Here is a 15,568-nt window from a genome sequence, read left to right as displayed (position 1 = left end):
CTTCAGCGTGGAGCTGCAAGGTGGCATTGCACCCTCTTGCAGCTTACGACTTGAAGCTTATCGCTGATTTCAGGGATTACGTGCCAGGTTTGCTGGCAACACACGCTTGGCGCTCAGATAGGCATTCTGCCAATACGCCTTGGACAAGGTGTCCAGCTTGACCGTACCACCGGTCTGCGGCGCATGCACAAAGCGACCTTCGCCCACGTAAATCCCGGCGTGGCTGACCTGGGAGCCGCCACCGGTGGCGAAGAACAGCAGGTCGCCGGTCTGCAGGTTCTGCTCGCTGACATCCTGGGCGCGCATCACGATCAGTTCGCGAGTGGTGCGCGGCAGGGAGATGCCGGCGGCGTCGCGGAAGACGAAGCCGATCAGGCCACTGCAATCGAAACCCGAGTCCGGCGTGTTGCCGCCCCAACGGTAAGGCGTGCCGACCAGGCCCAGTGCACGAAAGAGCACGTCTTCGGCCGCAGGCGAGAAATTCTGGGTGGAATAGTTGAATACCGGCTTGGGCTTGACCGCAACGGGAGCGGGTGGCGGCCGGCTGGCGCAGGCGCTGATAAGCGCGGCGCAGAGAATAAGGAGCAGGCGGGCTGAGGTCGACATGTGCAGAACAATCCTGGTCTGGATGCGGCTATCGCTGCCGAACGCTGAAAACCAGAACGCGCAAGCAAAGCTCGCGCGAACGGATTACAACAATGTCCAGGGATTCTAGCGCTTACACGTCAAACTTCAAGTATCACTTTAAGTTTACTTACTGGCGGTAACCGTAGTCGGGGCCATGGCGAGTGCGCGCTTGGCTTCGATGAAGGTTTTGCTCCAGTAGCTGTCACCCAGGCTGTCGACTCGAACACCGCCACTGCGACGGCTGCTGGAGTGGATAAACTGGTTATCGCCCAGGTAGATACCGGCATGGCTGACGCGACCACGACCTGCAGTACTGAAGAAAAGCAGATCACCGGGCTTGAGGTTGTTGCGCGCGACCAACGGTGCTTTCACGTTGATCATTTCGCGAGTGGAGCGTGGCAGGTTCATGCCAGCTTCTTCACGAAACAGGTAGCCGATGAAACCGCTGCAGTCGAAACCGGCTTCAGAAGTACCGCCGAAACGGTAACGGGTACCGATCAGGGACATGCCGCGTTCGAGGATGCTGTCGGCCAGGACTGGAAGCTGGTAAGGCTTGTTGCCGGAAAAATCGGCCAGTTCCTTTTCGGTTGCCACCTCTTCTTCATAGACAGAAGCAGACTGTGCAGCAACGAATTTTGCCTGGGACTGTTGTTGAGGTTTTTGCTGCTCAACCACCTGTTGAGGGTGGGAGGCGCAACCAAACAACAGGGTAACGAGTGCGAGGGGCACGAGGGGTGCGAAGCGATTTAGCATGGGCACGACCGTGGCTGGTATGTAAAGAAGTCGAGACTATGCCTTCTATCACATCGATTTGCAAATTCAATCGTGATCTATGTGACTTCGCGATTGGACTATGACATCTAAGCCGTAATTCCATTTATCGGTTCACATGCGTAGCCAACGTGGCTTAAACGCAGGATTTCTGGCGCCTGGAAATTGCCGAACCCCGTAGATTCAACCAGTTACCAGCCCAACGTTTCCTTGAGAAAAGGGATCGTCAATTTTCGTTGAGCCTGCAAGGAGGCCTGATCGAGCTGCTCGAGCAAATCGAACAACGCGCTCATGCTGCGGGTGCCACGGGTGAGGATAAAGTGCCCGACTTCATCGGTGAGGTGCAGGCCGCGACGGGATGCACGCAATTGCAGGGCACGCAGTTTGTCTTCGTCGGAGAGTGGGCGCATCTGGAAGATCAGCGCCAGGGTCAGGCGCGACTTGAGGTCGGCCAGCTTCACCGGCAACTCCCGTGGCGAGGTGGAGGCCGCAATCAACAAGCGCCGGCCGCTGTCACGCAGGCGGTTGAACAGATGGAACAGCGCCTCTTCCCAATCCGCCTTGCCGGCCACTGCCTGCAGATCGTCCAGGCACACCAGTTCGTATTGCTCAAGGTTGTCGAAGATCCCGATGCCGCGATCCATCAACTCGGCCAGCGGCAGGTAAACCGCCGGCTCGCCCATCTGCTCGAAACGCAGGCAAGCGGCCTGCAACAGGTGGGTACGCCCTACGCCGTGTTTACCCCACAGATAGATCAGGCTTTCGGTCCACCCGGCGTCGGCTTCGCAGAGCCGCTCGACATAGCCGAGTGCAGCGGCATTGGCGCCTGGGTAGTAATTGATAAAGGTAGCGTCATCACGCAGACGCACACCTAAGGGCAGCTGAATCGGTTTCATGCTGACTGAACGGCTCCCATCGAACCGTTAGTGGCCTCTGTGTAAAGTTTGCAAAGTTTATACCCGTGACGCCGGGCGCACAATGCAGCAGACCACAAGCAAAATCAAAGGTTTGCGTTAACTTGCCGGTTTTAAGCGGATTGTTTGACGCCATAGCCCCATAAACAACAAACCCGGCCGAAGCCGGGTTTATGACGCAGCGGTTACAGGTCGGGGTCTTCGACCCCCGAATAGGCGTCGGAATCCTTGTACAGATCGTGCACATGACGCACCAGCACCATGATCACCGCCGCCACCGGCAGTGCCAGCAGAATGCCGGTAAAACCAAACAGTTCGCCGCCCGCCAGGATCGCAAAGATCACTGCCACCGGGTGCAGGCCAATCCGGTCCCCCACCAGCAACGGCGTGAGCACCATGCCTTCCAAGGCCTGGCCGACCATGAACACCGCGACAATCCCCAACATCGGGTACAGGTCGCCGCCAAACTGGAACAGGCCAGCCACCAACGCCGCACCGATACCGATCACAAAGCCCATATACGGCACGATAGCGGCGAGGCCGGCGATCAGGCCGATCAACAGGCCCAGCTCCAGGCCGATGGCCATCAAGCCCGCCGCGTAGATGATCCCCAGTGCCAGCATCACCAGCAACTGCCCACGCACAAAGGCGCCAAGCACCTCATGGCACTCGCCGGCCAGGGCCACGATGCGCTCTTCACGGTTGCGGGGCAGCAGGCTGCGGATCTTGGCCATCATGATGTCCCAATCGCGCAGCAGGTAGAACGCCACCACCGGGATCAGCACCAGATTGGTCAACCAGCCGATCAGCGCCAGGCTGGAGGCGGTCGCCTGACTGAGGATCACCCCCACAATATCGGTGGTCTGGCCCATGTGCTCGCTGATCGCCGCCTTGACCTTGTCGAACTTCCAGAAGCCATCCGACAGGCCCAACTTGGCCTGGGCCCACGGCATCGCCGTGTGCTGCAGCCAGTCGAGCATCTGCGGCGCCAGCTCATAGAGACGAAACAGTTGCTTGGCCAGCATCGGCACCAGCACCAGCACCAGCGCGGTGATGATCAATGTGAACAACGCAAACACCGCAACCACGCCCAAGGTCCGCGACAGACCGGCTTTTTCCAGGCGATCCACCACAGGATCGAACAGATAGGCGAGCAGCAACGCAACCAGGAACGGCGTCAGGATCGAATGCAGCAGGAACACAAAAACGCACAGCAGGACGATCCCGCCAAGCCACACCCAACGACGCGTATCCGCCATAAACCACTCCATTATTTGCTTCTATCTATATAGGAAGAACTTTTACCAACGAAAATGCAGTTGCGCCTGGGGCGCAGGTGCCGCTGCCGGTTGTGTGCCATCGACCGCAGGCTGCTGCGCCGGGGCCTCACCGGCAGGCACTTCCTGCAACTTGGCCAGGCTCAACTGGGTACGCAACTGATCGGCGCTGCCGTTGACCCGATACACAATACGATTGCCATCCACCCATTGCGGCTGACCGCCAAACGGCTCAAGCAGATGCCCCAGGGCCGCGTACCGCTCCAGGTTCATGCCCTGCACTTCCAGCAGTTGCTCGGTACTCACACCGGGCTTGACCGCAAAGCGCGGCGCCAGTTTTTGGCTGACCGCCAGCATGACTGCATCGGCCAGCGCGCCCGTGTCGGCGCCTTGCGCGGCGCCCTGCTCGCTCTTGTCACCCAGCCACAGGCGCCATTTGGCCTGCCATTGATTGCCTTCCTGGCGTGCATGCACGGCCAGCAAGGCGTCGGCACCGTAGCGCTCGGACGCGGCGCGCAACGGCGTGGCATCGGCGTTTTCAAGATTCGGCGCGGTGGCGACCACCTGTTCATCCAGGTCCCCCAGGGGCAGGCGCAATGGCAAGCCGCGGTGCTGTGCCGCACGGCGCAGCGCCTGGGCAGCGGCCTGGCCATCGCCGACCAGGCTGCTGCCTTCGGTGGAGTCGTTCAGCCACCAGCCGAGGATTGATGGCCGATTGCTGCCCCAGATCGACAGGCCGGCGTCACGCAAGGCGCGATCAGTGCTGACCGGGTCGAAGTCCACTTGCAGGCTCTCGGGCGGGCCGGCGTCGTAACCGTATTGAGTGATGATTTGCTGCGGATCCTTGCGAATCGCCGCCAGGCCCGGGCCTTGCGCAGCCTTGGCGTCGCCGGTGAGGCGGATCACCAGGGTCTCCACCGCGCGCTGGGTCGCCTGGTCGCGCTCTTGCGGCGATTGGCTGCTGACGGGTTCGTGTACCTGGTACAGGCCATTGAGGGTTTCGGCATGACTCGCCAGGCTGATCAACGACAAGCAGCCTACAAAAAAGACATTACACAGACGCATGGAAGATTCCCGAACGACAAATTTAGCGGCTGGAACAGACCGCGTGAAATCGGTATAGCCAGGCTGTGACCACAGCGACAACTAAAACATTCACGGGGTCCTGGTAAGTTTTCGCCATGTCATTAACGACAGCGGTTTAAAGGCTATACCTTAATACGTGCCTGAACAGACCCGATCAGCATTTTTTTAACCTGCTTTTTTAAATCTATCTGCCCTGCCCGTCGGCCCGAGGATGGCCGCTGCCCCTCAAGCCTGATAAAATCGCGCGCCTTCGCAGACCGTCAACGGCTGGGCCTTTTACCAAAAGTGCCCGCCCGCTCGGTCGTTACCCCTGAATCCCCCCTAAAGGCCTGGATCATGAGCAAGCAACCCTCCCTGAGCTACAAGGACGCCGGTGTAGACATCGACGCCGGTGAAGCATTGGTCGAACGCATCAAGAGCGTTGCCAAGCGCACTGCGCGCCCCGAAGTCATGGGCGGCCTGGGCGGTTTTGGCGCCCTCTGCGAGATCCCGGCCGGCTACAAGCAGCCTGTATTGGTTTCCGGTACCGACGGTGTGGGCACCAAGCTGCGCCTGGCACTGAACCTGAACAAGCACGACAGCATCGGCATCGACCTGGTGGCCATGTGCGTCAACGACCTGGTGGTATGCGGTGCCGAGCCGTTGTTCTTCCTCGACTACTATGCCACCGGCAAGCTGAACGTCGAGACCGCCACCCAGGTGGTGACCGGCATCGGCGCCGGCTGCGAACTGTCGGGTTGCTCCCTGGTCGGCGGCGAAACCGCTGAAATGCCAGGCATGTACGAAGGCGAAGACTACGACCTGGCCGGCTTCTGCGTCGGCGTGGTGGAAAAAGCCGAGATCATCGACGGCTCCAAAGTGGCTGCCGGCGACGCCCTGCTCGCCCTGCCATCCTCCGGCCCGCACTCCAACGGCTACTCGCTGATCCGCAAGATCATCGAAGTGTCCGGTGCCGACATCGAGAACATCCAGCTCGACGGCAAGCCGCTGACCGACCTGCTGATGGCCCCGACCCGCATCTACGTCAAGCCACTGCTCAAGCTGATCAAGGACACCGGCGCGGTCAAGGCCATGGCCCACATCACCGGCGGCGGCCTGCTGGACAACATCCCGCGCGTACTGCCAAAAGGCGCCCAGGCGATCGTCGACGTGGCCAGCTGGCAGCGTCCTGCGGTATTCGACTGGCTGCAGGAAAAAGGCAACGTCAATGAAACCGAAATGCACCGCGTGCTGAACTGCGGCGTGGGCATGGTGATCTGCGTGGCGCAGGAACACGTTGAAACCGCGCTGAACGTATTGCGTGAAGCCGGCGAGCAGCCTTGGGTCATCGGCCAGATCGCCACCGCTGCCGAAGGCGCGGCTCAGGTTGAACTGAAGAACCTCAAGGCTCACTGATGCCTCGGACCTGTGATGTCGTGGTGCTGCTTTCCGGCACTGGCAGTAACTTGCAGGCCCTGATCGACAGCACGCGCACCGGCGACAGCCCGGTGCGCATCGCTGCGGTGATCTCCAACCGCAGCGACGCCTACGGCCTGCAACGCGCCAGGGACGCGGGTATTGAAACCCGCTCGCTGGATCACAAGGCTTTCGAAGGCCGCGAGGCCTTCGACAGCGCCTTGGTCGAACTGATCGACGCCTTCAACCCCCAACTCGTGGTACTGGCCGGTTTCATGCGCATTCTCAGCCCTGGCTTCGTGCGGCACTACGAAGGGCGCCTGCTGAATATCCACCCTTCCCTGCTGCCCAAGTACAAAGGCATGCACACGCACCAACGCGCCCTGGATGCCGGTGACAGCGAGCATGGCTGCAGCGTGCACTTCGTCACCGAGGAACTCGATGGCGGGCCTCTGGTCGTACAGGCAGTGGTTCCGGTAGAGTCTGACGACTCGGCGCAGACCCTTGCGCAACGGGTTCATACCCAGGAACACAGGATTTACCCGCTGGCTGTGCGCTGGTTTGCCGAGGGGCGGTTGATTCTTGGTGACCAGGGTGCATTATTGGACGGTCAGTTACTTGCGGCCAGCGGCCACTTGATTCGAACCTAGGAGATTTTATGCGTCGCGCCTTGCTCTTCGCTTTTGCGCTGTTCGCCTTGCCTGCCGTGCAAGCGGCAGATCTACACCCGTTCTCCGCCAGCTACACCGCCGACTGGAAACAGTTGCCCATGAGTGGTTCGGCAGAACGCAGCCTGACCAAGAACGGTGACGGCACCTGGACCTTGAACTTCAAGGCTTCCATGATGATCGCCAGCCTGACCGAAACCAGTGTGATCCTGTTCGACAAGGACACCCTGCAACCGAAGAGCTACGCCTTCGAACGCGGCGGCCTGGGCAAGACCAAGAAGATCAACCTGGACTTCGACCCGTCGACCAAGAAAGTCACGGGTTTTGAAAACAAAGACCCGGTCAATGTGCCCCTGCAAAGCGGCATGCTCGACAAGTCGACCTACCAGTTGGCCTTGCAGCGCGACGTGGCAGCCGGCAAGAAAAGCATGAGCTACAACGTGGTTGAAGGCACCGACGTCGACACCTACGACTTCCGTGTGATCGGCCCGGAAAAGGTCCAGACCAAGGTCGGCAGCATTGACGCGATCAAGGTCGAGCGCGTACGCGACCCGACTCAAAGCAAGCGCATCACCCAGATGTGGTTCGCCAAGGACCTGGGTGGCATCCTGGTAGCCCTGCGTCAGGTGGAAACCGACGGCAAGGAATACAACATCATGTTGCAAGACGGTACCGTTGACGGCAAAGCCATCAAGGGCAGCTGATTGGATTGATGAGCTGAGAAGAGCCTCGCTGAATGCGGGGCTTTTTTTCGTCTGGGGGTTTTGGGTTCAAGTGTCTGCCGTCATCGGGAGCCCAACATGAAACTTCTGTCATAAACCTCTAAAGCGGTTTACTTAGCAAGCTAACAAACCGTATAAAAAGACCTGCGACGACTTGCCGCATACCCACCAGAAATTGGAGCAAGCAGATGACTGTAAAAGTAACTGAACGCGACGACGAACATATGTCCCACGAAGCGCTGGGCCATGGGATTCACATCTGGGATGTCCACCAACAAGACCTGCTGGTCGGCATGTTTCACAACGAGAGCGACGCTCATAATTATAAAAACGAGCTCGAAGCCCTTGAGATGAAACGCCAGGCGCAAAGCTCCTGAAACTTCAAAATCCTGTAGGCCCCCCAGCCCCACGCAGCTGGGGGGCCTATAAAACACAAACCCCGCCTTTTGAGCGGGGTTTGTGTGTTCTGGGGCTGCTTCGCAGCCCAACGCAGGGCAAGCCTGCTCACCACAATTCGTAGCTACAGCCTTACCACATCAAATCATCCGGGATCTGGTAGGCCGCGTACGGATCATCCTCATCCGGCACCTGGCTTTCGGTGAGGATATTGAGCTGCACGATACGTTCCGGGGCGCGCTCCTGGATCTTCAGCGCGGCTTCACGGGGGATCACCTCGTAGCCGCCACCGTGATGCACGATGGCCAGGGAGCCGTTGCTCAGCTTGTTGCGCATCAACGTGTTGACCGACAGGCGCTTGACCTTCTTGTCATCCACGAAGTTGTAGTAGTCCTCGGTCGTGAGCTTAGGCAGGCGCGAGGTCTCGATCAGTTGCTTGACCTGGGCCGTACGGGCCTTGGCCTCGGCTTTTTCCTGTTGCTGGCGGTTCAGCTCCTGGTCACGCTTGACCTTCTCGGCCTGCGCTTCGGCGGCCAGGCGCGCCTGGGTGTCATCGGCCTCGATCTGGCCCTTGTGGACCAGGCGCTGCTGCTTCTGTTTCTCTTTGCCGACCTGCTTGGCCTGCTTTTGGTTGACCAGACCTGCTTTGAGCAACTGGTCGCGAAGGGAAAGGCTCATGGTGCTTACTCACTTAGGCAACTGCTCAACCGCAGCTGGACACGTTCTTTTCCTGACGTTTGGCTTCGCCCCACAGGGCGTCCAACTCTTCGAGGGTGCAATCTTCTATGGGTTGGTGGGTGTCGCGCAATGCCTGTTCGATAAATCGGAAGCGTCGCTCGAACTTGGCATTGGCGCCACGCAGCGCGGTTTCCGGGTCGACCTTGAGGTGACGGGCCAGGTTGACCGCCGCGAACAGCAGGTCACCGACTTCATCGGCGATGGCCTCCGGGTCGTTGTCGGCCATGGCTTCGAGCACTTCGTCCAGCTCTTCGCGCACGTTATCCACCACCGGCAACGCCGATGGCCAGTCGAAGCCGACCTGGCTGGCGCGCTTCTGCAATTTGGCGGCCCGGGACAGGGACGGCAAGGCGCTGGGCACATCGTCCAGCAGGGACAGCTGCTCCGGCGCGTCGGATTTTTCCGCACGCTCCTCGGCCTTGATCTGCTCCCAACGTTCCTTGACCTGTTCTTCACTCAGTTGAGGAATATCCAGCGGCGCATACAGATCGCCGGTCGGGAACACATGGGGATGGCGGCGAATCAGTTTGCGGGTGATGCTGTCGATCACCCCGGCAAATTCGAAACGCCCCTCTTCCCGCGCCAGCTGGCTGTAATACACCACTTGGAACAACAGGTCGCCCAACTCACCCTGCAGATGATCAAAGTCGCCGCGTTCGATGGCGTCGGCCACTTCGTAGGCCTCTTCCAGGGTGTGCGGGACAATGGTCGCGTAGGTTTGCTTGATGTCCCACGGGCACCCGTATTGCGGGTCCCGCAGGCGGTTCATCAGGTGCAGCAGGTCTTCAAGTGAATACATCTTTCTGTGTCCGATCAGTGTGGGAGCAAGCCCCCTCCCACATTTAGCCTGCATTCATTCCGCGAATCATGGGGTACGGTTGCGCCGCGTCTCAATGATGTTCGGCAACTGGGAAATCCGTCCCAGCAACCGCCCCAGAGCGTCCAACCCCGGAATCTCGATGGTCAGGGACATCAGCGCGGTGTTGTCCTCTTTATTCGAGCGGGTATTGACCGCCAGCACGTTGATGCGCTCATTGAGCAGCACTTGCGAGACGTCACGCAGCAGGCCGGAACGGTCGTAGGCACGGATGATGATGTCCACCGGATAGGTGAGCACCGGCACCGGGCCCCAGCTGACCTGGATAATCCGCTCAGGCTCGCGCCCACCCAGTTGCAGCACCGAGGCGCAGTCCTGGCGGTGAATGCTTACGCCACGGCCTTGGGTGATGTAGCCGACGATGGCATCCCCCGGCAACGGCTGGCAGCAGCCGGCGATTTGCGTCAGCAGGTTGCCGACGCCCTGGATCTGGATATCGCCGCGCTTGCCGGGCTTGTAGCCGGTGGCCTTGCGTGGGATCAGCTCCAGTTGTTCGTTGCCGCGCTCCGGCTCGACCAGTTGCTGGGCCAGGTTGACCAGTTGCGCCAGGCGCAGGTCGCCGGCACCGAGGGCGGCGAACATGTCTTCGGCGATCTTCATGTTGGCCTTTTCGGCCAGCTTGTCGAAGTCCACCTGGGGCAGGCCCAGGCGGCCCAGCTCGCGTTCGAGCAGGGTCTTGCCGGCGGCGACGTTCTGGTCGCGCGCCTGCAGCTTGAACCAATGGACGATCTTCGCCCGCGCCCGCGATGTGGTGATGTAGCCCAGGTTCGGGTTCAGCCAGTCGCGGCTCGGCGTGCCGTGCTTGCTGGTGATGATCTCGACCTGCTCGCCGGTTTGCAGGCTGTAGTTGAGCGGTACGATGCGCCCGTTGATCTTGGCACCTCGGCAGTTATGGCCGATCTCGGTGTGCACGCGGTAGGCGAAGTCCAGCGGCGTGGCGCCCTTGGGCAAGTCGATGGCATGGCCGTCGGGGGTGAAGATGTAGACCCGGTCCGGCTCGATATCCACGCGCAACTGTTCGGCCAGGCCGCCGATGTCGCCGAGTTCTTCGTGCCATTCCAGCACTTGGCGCAGCCAGGAGATTTTCTCCTCGTACTGGTTGGACCCGGCCTTGACGTCGGTGCCCTTGTAGCGCCAGTGCGCGCACACGCCCAGTTCTGCCTCTTCGTGCATGGCGTGGGTGCGGATCTGCACTTCCAGCACCTTGCCCTCGGGGCCGATCACCGCGGTATGCAGCGAGCGATAGCCATTTTCCTTGGGGTTGGCGATGTAGTCGTCGAACTCCTTGGGAATGTGCCGCCACAGCGTATGGACGATACCCAGCGCGGTGTAGCAGTCGCGCATTTCCGGCACCAGCACGCGCACCGCACGCACATCGTAGATCTGGCTGAAGGCCAGGCCCTTGCGCTGCATTTTGCGCCAGATCGAGTAGATGTGTTTGGCGCGGCCGCTGATGTCGGCATCGACCCCGGTGGCCTGCAGCTCGGCGCGCAACTGGCCCATCACGTCGCTGATAAAGCGCTCACGGTCGAGCCGCCGCTCGTGCAGCAGCGTGGCGATCTGTTTGTATTGATCAGGTTCGAGGTAGCGGAAGGACAAGTCCTCCAGCTCCCACTTGATATGGCCGATACCCAGGCGGTGGGCCAGGGGCGCGTAGATGTCGAAGACTTCGCGGGCAACGCGGTTGCGCTTTTCGTCGTCCGCGGTCTTCACCGCACGGATTGCGCAGGTGCGTTCGGCCAGCTTGATCAGGGCGACACGCACGTCGTCGACCATCGCCACCAGCATCTTGCGCAGGTTTTCCACCTGACCCTGGGTGCCCAGCACCATGGACTGGCGCGGGCTGAGGCTGGCGCTGATGGCGGCCATGCGCAGCACGCCGTCGATCAGCTTGGCCACCACCGCGCCAAAACGCTGGCTGACGGTCGGCAACTGGATGTGCCCTTCGCGCACGCCGCGATAGAGCACGGCGGCGATCAGCGAGTCCTGGTCCAGCTTGAGATCGGCAAGGATCTCGGCGATTTCCAACCCGGTGCGAAAGCTGGAAGTGCCTTCGGCCCACAGGTTCTTCGCTGCATTGTCTTGTTGCTCAGACTCACGAGCGAACTCGCAGGCTGCTTTCAAGGCTTCACGGTCCAGTGCCGGGTCGACACTGATGGCATGATCCAGCCATGCCTCGAGATTGATACTGCCGTCGGTGTTGATCGGCTGGTGTGCTCTCACCTGTACCATCTTGCTTACCTTCCCTATGACGCACCTTGGATGCGCCAAAATCATCGCCGACCTTTTTACTGCGAGCTCCGCGGCAGATCATAGGCCTTGGAGAACGCAGGCCAGTCGGATTAAACGGGCATCCTAGCCCGCTTCAAATAACGCCATGGCCTCGACATGCGCTGTCTGCGGAAACATGTCGAGGATCCCGGCACGTTTTAGCCGGTAGCCTTGCTTGACCAGCTCAACCGTGTCCCGCGCCAGCGTCGCCGGGTTGCAGGACACATACACCAGGCGCCTGGCCCCCAGGGTGGCGAGCTTGCGCACAACCTCCAGGGCACCATCGCGGGGTGGGTCCAAGAGTACCGCAGAAAAGCCCTGTTTGGCCCATTCCACGTCATTCAAAGGCTGGGACAAATCGGCCTGAAAAAACTGCGCATTATGCAAATTGTTGCTGATGGCGTTCCGTGCAGCCCGGTCCACCATGGTCTGCACACCTTCCACCGCCACCACTTCGCACACCTGTTTCGCCAGCGGCAGGGCAAAGTTGCCCAGGCCGCAGAACAGGTCCAGCACCCGCTCAGCAGGTTGCGGCGCCAGCCAGTCCAGGGCCTGGGCAACCATCGCCTCGTTGACCCCGGCGTTGACCTGGACAAAATCCCCCGGTCGGTACGCCAACTCCAAGTCCCATGGGTCCAATCGAAACCCTAGTGACTGATCGGGCTCAATCGGTTCCGGCTGACCTTCACCATGCAGCCACAGCTGGGCGTCATGGAAGCTGCAGAATTCTTTCAGGATCAGCAGGTCCGCCCCCGACAACGGCGCCATATGCCGCAGCAACACGGCGACGGACGAACCACTGAACAACTCCACATGCCCCAGGGCCTGAGGTTTGCTCAGGCGGCGCAGCATGTTCGGCAGGCGCTGCATGATCGGTTGCAAGGCCTGTACCAGCACCGGGCAATCATCGATGGCGACGATGTCCTGGCTGGCCACGGCGCGGAAACCCACCTCGAGCTTCTTCGCCTTGGCATCCCAACGCACCGCCACCCGGGCGCGGCGCCGGTAAGCGAATTCCGGCCCACTCAATGGAGCGGCCCACTCCTGCGGTTCGACACCGGCCACGCGGGACAGTTGCTCGGCGAGCATGCGCTGTTTCAGGGCAAGTTGTTCGGCATGGGGCAAGTGCTGCACGCTGCAACCGCCACAGCGACCGAAGTGCGCGCACGGTGCCGGACGGCGCAGTTCACTGGCCGTGAACACACGCTCGGTGCGGGCCTCGACCACCTTGCCGTGGGTGCCCAACACTCGCGCTTCAACCTCTTCGCCGGCCAGCGCACCGTTGACAAACCAGGTGCGGCCTTCAAAGAACACGATGCCGCGGCCGTCGTTGGCCAGGCGCTCGATGGTCAGGCGTTGCTTCTTGCCCACGGGAATCTGTGGGGCCCGGCTGCCGCCCGTCGGTTGGAAGCGCAGGCCTCTCTCGTGCTTGGCCATCAGTTGGGTTCGTCGAAAATGCCGGTCGACAGGTAACGGTCGCCTCGGTCACAGATGATCGCGACGATCACCGCGTTTTCCACTTCCTTGGACAAGCGCAACATACCCGCCACGGCGCCGCCGGACGACACGCCGCAGAAGATGCCTTCTTCACGCGCCAGGCGGCGGGTGGTGTCTTCGGCTTCACGCTGGGCCATGTCGATGATGCGGTCCACGCGCGTCGCGTTGTAGATCTTCGGCAAATACTCTTCGGGCCAGCGACGAATGCCTGGGATCGCCGCACCTTCCATTGGTTGCAGGCCGACGATCTGGATCGCCGGGTTCTGCTCCTTGAGGTAGCGCGAGTTGCCCATGATGGTGCCGGTGGTGCCCATGGAACTGACGAAATGGGTGATGGTGCCCTGGGTCTGGCGCCAGATTTCCGGACCGGTGGTGGTGTAGTGCGCTTCGGGGTTGTCCCCATTGGCGAACTGGTCCAGCACCTGGCCACGGCCTTCGGCGGCCATGCGCTCGGCGAGGTCGCGGGCGCCTTCCATGCCTTCTTCCTGGGTGACCAGCACCAACTCGGCGCCATAGGCGGTCATCGCCGCCTTGCGCTCGGCGCTGCCGTTGTCGGGCATGATCAGCACCATCTTGTAGCCCTTGATCGCGGCGGCCATGGCCAGGGCGATCCCGGTATTACCCGAGGTGGCTTCGATCAGGGTGTCGCCGGGCTTGATCTGCCCGCGCAGTTCCGCGCGGGTGATCATCGACAGCGCCGGGCGGTCTTTTACCGAGCCGGCCGGGTTGTTGCCTTCGAGCTTGAGCAACAGGGTATTGCTGGTTTCACCCGCCATGCGTTGCAAGCGGACCAGGGGCGTGTTGCCGACGCAATCGGCGATTGTAGGGTACTGCAAGGTCATGGCGTATTCGCAATCCAGACTGCGGGGGCGAACATCATACCGGGAAAGGTCGGCGGGCCATATCACGCAAAGTGTGGTGCTTATGGCTTAAAGGAATAAGCGGAAAAGAGGGTGAGCTTGAGGGCCCCATCGGGAGCAAGCCCCCTCCCACACTGGACCGCATTCTCATGCTGGAACTCGGTCGAATGTGGGAGGGGGCAAGCCCCGGTACAAACCGGGGACATCGTTTACATTTCTAACCGGGGACATGGTTTACAGGCTAATACGCATGATCAGGAGGTAACTGATCATGCCCTGGAACCAAGAGTCCCCCATGAATCAAAGAATCAAGCTGGTAGCTGATTGGCTTTCTGGCAACTTCACCAAAAGCCAGTTGGCACGCCGCTTTGACGTTAGCCGACCTACCGTCGATAAGTGGATTGCCCGGCACGACGGCGATTTGAGGTCTTTATCCGAACTGTCCCGGCGACCTCACAACAGCCCAAATAAAACCGACGACGAGATTTTGGCCCGTGTAGTCGCGATGAAGGAGGCTCACGATAAATGGGGGCCGAAAAAGCTTCTCGAGCTATTACGGCTGGAAGATCCCTCCGTCACCTGGCCCTCTCCAAGTACGGCCGGTCAATGGCTTGACCGACTTGGGCTCGTCAAAAAGCGGCGCTTCAAACGCCGACACAGCATTTCCCACGCACAAATGCGAAAGGCCGACGAACCTAACAAGACGTGGTGTGCTGACTACAAAGGGCAGTTCAAGATGCTTAATGCTCAGATGTGCTTCCCTTTGACCGTCACAGACCATGCGTCGCGGCTGATTTTAGCGTGCAGGGCCCATCCCAAGATCATGACCCAGCCTGTAAAACAGGCCTTTGAGAGGCTTTTTCAGGAGTACGGCATGCCGGAAGTTATCCGTTCGGACAACGGGGTACCGTTCGCCTCTCCTGGCCTGGCAAGAATATCCACACTGGCAGTTTGGTGGATTCGGCTGGGTATTTATCCCGAGCGAACCATGCCGGGAAGACCCGCCCAGAATGGTCGCCATGAACGAATGCACCGTAGCTTGAAACTTGAGTTGCCCTTAGGGAAAAACTTAGTCGAGCAGCAGCTTTTGCTGGAGCATTTCAGGCATGAGTTTAATTACGTACGCCCTCACGAAGCGCTCGGCATGAAACGTCCGGGAGACTTGTATGTGCCGTCCACCCGAATTTATCCAGGATGCTTGCCCGATGTGGAATATCCGGCAGAAATGAAAGTTCGAAGCGTCAGGCAGGACGGATCGATCAAGTGGAACGGCAAGTTGGTATTTATCAGCGAGGCGCTGTCCGGGGAAAGGATAGGGCTCAAAGAAGCTGAAGATGAAGCTTGGGATTTGTACCTGTGTGATTATCCCTTGGGGAGGCTTGGACGAGGTATGACCCGCGTCCAGGCCTCAAATGTGTAAACGATGTCCCCGGTTTCAGATGTAAACGATGTCTACGGTTCTACACCCC

The 15,568-nt window shown here is 60.3% G+C and carries 15 protein-coding genes; 5 read left to right on the top strand and 10 right to left on the bottom strand.

Annotation, left to right across the window (positions count from 1 at the left end; all coding sequences use genetic code 11):
* Window positions 1–69: 69 nt before the first annotated feature.
* The 5 genes from BFQ01_RS08460 to BFQ01_RS08440 all read right to left on the bottom strand — a co-directional run bounded on the left by BFQ01_RS08460 (window position 70) and on the right by BFQ01_RS08440 (window position 4,654).
* Window positions 70–606 (bottom strand): C40 family peptidase, encoded by a 537-nt coding sequence (locus tag BFQ01_RS08460; RefSeq protein WP_027603800.1) that lies wholly within the window; start codon window positions 604–606, stop codon window positions 70–72.
* Between the two features lie 144 nt (window positions 607–750).
* Window positions 751–1,380, bottom strand: a complete 630-nt coding sequence (locus BFQ01_RS08455) for a C40 family peptidase (protein WP_027603799.1) — start codon at window positions 1,378–1,380, stop codon at window positions 751–753.
* Between the two features lie 209 nt (window positions 1,381–1,589).
* Window positions 1,590–2,294 (bottom strand): DnaA regulatory inactivator Hda, encoded by a 705-nt coding sequence (gene hda, locus BFQ01_RS08450; RefSeq protein WP_027603798.1) that lies wholly within the window; start codon window positions 2,292–2,294, stop codon window positions 1,590–1,592.
* A gap of 203 nt (window positions 2,295–2,497) precedes the next feature.
* Window positions 2,498–3,571 (bottom strand): AI-2E family transporter, encoded by a 1,074-nt coding sequence (locus tag BFQ01_RS08445; protein ID WP_065924917.1) that lies wholly within the window; start codon window positions 3,569–3,571, stop codon window positions 2,498–2,500.
* A 42-nt stretch (window positions 3,572–3,613) separates the two neighbouring features.
* The gene (locus BFQ01_RS08440; protein WP_065924916.1) at window positions 3,614–4,654 is read right to left on the bottom strand and encodes a DUF2066 domain-containing protein; all 1,041 of its coding nucleotides are present in this window, start codon (window positions 4,652–4,654) and stop codon (window positions 3,614–3,616) included.
* Between the two features lie 357 nt (window positions 4,655–5,011).
* On the opposite strand from BFQ01_RS08440, the gene purM reads away from it, so the two are divergent.
* From purM to BFQ01_RS08420, 4 genes are all read left to right on the top strand, one after another.
* Window positions 5,012–6,070, top strand: a complete 1,059-nt coding sequence (purM, locus tag BFQ01_RS08435) for a phosphoribosylformylglycinamidine cyclo-ligase (RefSeq protein ID WP_014719398.1) — start codon at window positions 5,012–5,014, stop codon at window positions 6,068–6,070.
* Window positions 6,070–6,720, top strand: coding sequence for a phosphoribosylglycinamide formyltransferase (gene purN, locus BFQ01_RS08430; protein ID WP_065924915.1), 651 nt, complete (start codon window positions 6,070–6,072; stop codon window positions 6,718–6,720). The genes purM and purN overlap by 1 nt, the downstream gene beginning before the upstream one ends.
* Before the next feature lie 8 nt (window positions 6,721–6,728).
* Entirely contained in the window at window positions 6,729–7,442 is a 714-nt protein-coding gene (locus BFQ01_RS08425) for a DUF3108 domain-containing protein (protein WP_027603794.1), read from the top strand.
* A gap of 206 nt (window positions 7,443–7,648) precedes the next feature.
* Window positions 7,649–7,837 carry a hypothetical protein gene (locus tag BFQ01_RS08420; RefSeq protein WP_065924914.1) on the top strand — a complete coding sequence of 63 codons (189 nt, stop codon included), beginning with the start codon at window positions 7,649–7,651 and terminating at the stop codon, window positions 7,835–7,837.
* Window positions 7,838–7,988: 151 nt separating this feature from the next.
* On the opposite strand, the gene BFQ01_RS08415 is transcribed toward BFQ01_RS08420, so the two are convergent.
* The 5 genes from BFQ01_RS08415 to cysM form a co-directional block, all read right to left on the bottom strand.
* Entirely contained in the window at window positions 7,989–8,534 is a 546-nt protein-coding gene (locus BFQ01_RS08415; protein ID WP_010208656.1) for a DUF2058 domain-containing protein, read from the bottom strand.
* A 25-nt stretch (window positions 8,535–8,559) separates the two neighbouring features.
* A complete protein-coding gene (gene mazG, locus BFQ01_RS08410; protein WP_065924913.1) occupies window positions 8,560–9,393 on the bottom strand; it encodes a nucleoside triphosphate pyrophosphohydrolase in 834 nt (277 codons plus the stop codon).
* A gap of 66 nt (window positions 9,394–9,459) precedes the next feature.
* Window positions 9,460–11,703 (bottom strand): GTP diphosphokinase, encoded by a 2,244-nt coding sequence (relA, locus tag BFQ01_RS08405; RefSeq protein WP_027603791.1) that lies wholly within the window; start codon window positions 11,701–11,703, stop codon window positions 9,460–9,462.
* 123 nt (window positions 11,704–11,826) lie between these two features.
* The gene (gene rlmD / locus BFQ01_RS08400) at window positions 11,827–13,179 is read right to left on the bottom strand and encodes a 23S rRNA (uracil(1939)-C(5))-methyltransferase RlmD (protein WP_065924912.1); all 1,353 of its coding nucleotides are present in this window, start codon (window positions 13,177–13,179) and stop codon (window positions 11,827–11,829) included.
* Window positions 13,179–14,081, bottom strand: coding sequence for a cysteine synthase CysM (gene cysM, locus BFQ01_RS08395; protein ID WP_015885254.1), 903 nt, complete (start codon window positions 14,079–14,081; stop codon window positions 13,179–13,181). The genes rlmD and cysM overlap by 1 nt, the downstream gene beginning before the upstream one ends.
* A gap of 313 nt (window positions 14,082–14,394) precedes the next feature.
* Here cysM and BFQ01_RS08390 point away from each other — a divergent pair, with 313 nt between their 5' ends.
* Window positions 14,395–15,519, top strand: a complete 1,125-nt coding sequence (locus BFQ01_RS08390; RefSeq protein WP_249226998.1) for an integrase core domain-containing protein — start codon at window positions 14,395–14,397, stop codon at window positions 15,517–15,519.
* Window positions 15,520–15,568 lie beyond the last annotated feature (49 nt).

The organism is Pseudomonas sp. 8 R 14, from assembly GCF_900005955.1.
Classification (GTDB): domain Bacteria; phylum Pseudomonadota; class Gammaproteobacteria; order Pseudomonadales; family Pseudomonadaceae; genus Aquipseudomonas; species Aquipseudomonas marginalis.
Note: the sequence above shows the minus strand (reverse complement) of the source record. Positions and strands in the feature narration are given on the sequence as shown.

Bases quoted from the DNA above. Each gene is read 5' to 3' on its own strand.
- BFQ01_RS08460 (WP_027603800.1), bottom strand. From the start codon at position 606: ATGTCGACCTCAGCCCGCCTGCTCCTTATTCTCTGCGCCGCGCTTATC.
- BFQ01_RS08455 (WP_027603799.1), bottom strand. From the start codon at position 1,380: ATGCTAAATCGCTTCGCACCCCTCGTGCCCCTCGCACTCGTTACCCTG.
- hda (WP_027603798.1), bottom strand. From the start codon at position 2,294: ATGAAACCGATTCAGCTGCCCTTAGGTGTGCGTCTGCGTGATGACGCT.
- BFQ01_RS08445 (WP_065924917.1), bottom strand. From the start codon at position 3,571: ATGGCGGATACGCGTCGTTGGGTGTGGCTTGGCGGGATCGTCCTGCTG.
- BFQ01_RS08440 (WP_065924916.1), bottom strand. From the start codon at position 4,654: ATGCGTCTGTGTAATGTCTTTTTTGTAGGCTGCTTGTCGTTGATCAGC.
- purM (WP_014719398.1), top strand. From the start codon at position 5,012: ATGAGCAAGCAACCCTCCCTGAGCTACAAGGACGCCGGTGTAGACATC.
- purN (WP_065924915.1), top strand. From the start codon at position 6,070: ATGCCTCGGACCTGTGATGTCGTGGTGCTGCTTTCCGGCACTGGCAGT.
- BFQ01_RS08425 (WP_027603794.1), top strand. From the start codon at position 6,729: ATGCGTCGCGCCTTGCTCTTCGCTTTTGCGCTGTTCGCCTTGCCTGCC.
- BFQ01_RS08420 (WP_065924914.1), top strand. From the start codon at position 7,649: ATGACTGTAAAAGTAACTGAACGCGACGACGAACATATGTCCCACGAA.
- BFQ01_RS08415 (WP_010208656.1), bottom strand. From the start codon at position 8,534: ATGAGCCTTTCCCTTCGCGACCAGTTGCTCAAAGCAGGTCTGGTCAAC.
- mazG (WP_065924913.1), bottom strand. From the start codon at position 9,393: ATGTATTCACTTGAAGACCTGCTGCACCTGATGAACCGCCTGCGGGAC.
- relA (WP_027603791.1), bottom strand. From the start codon at position 11,703: ATGGTACAGGTGAGAGCACACCAGCCGATCAACACCGACGGCAGTATC.
- rlmD (WP_065924912.1), bottom strand. From the start codon at position 13,179: ATGGCCAAGCACGAGAGAGGCCTGCGCTTCCAACCGACGGGCGGCAGC.
- cysM (WP_015885254.1), bottom strand. From the start codon at position 14,081: ATGACCTTGCAGTACCCTACAATCGCCGATTGCGTCGGCAACACGCCC.
- BFQ01_RS08390 (WP_249226998.1), top strand. From the start codon at position 14,395: ATGAATCAAAGAATCAAGCTGGTAGCTGATTGGCTTTCTGGCAACTTC.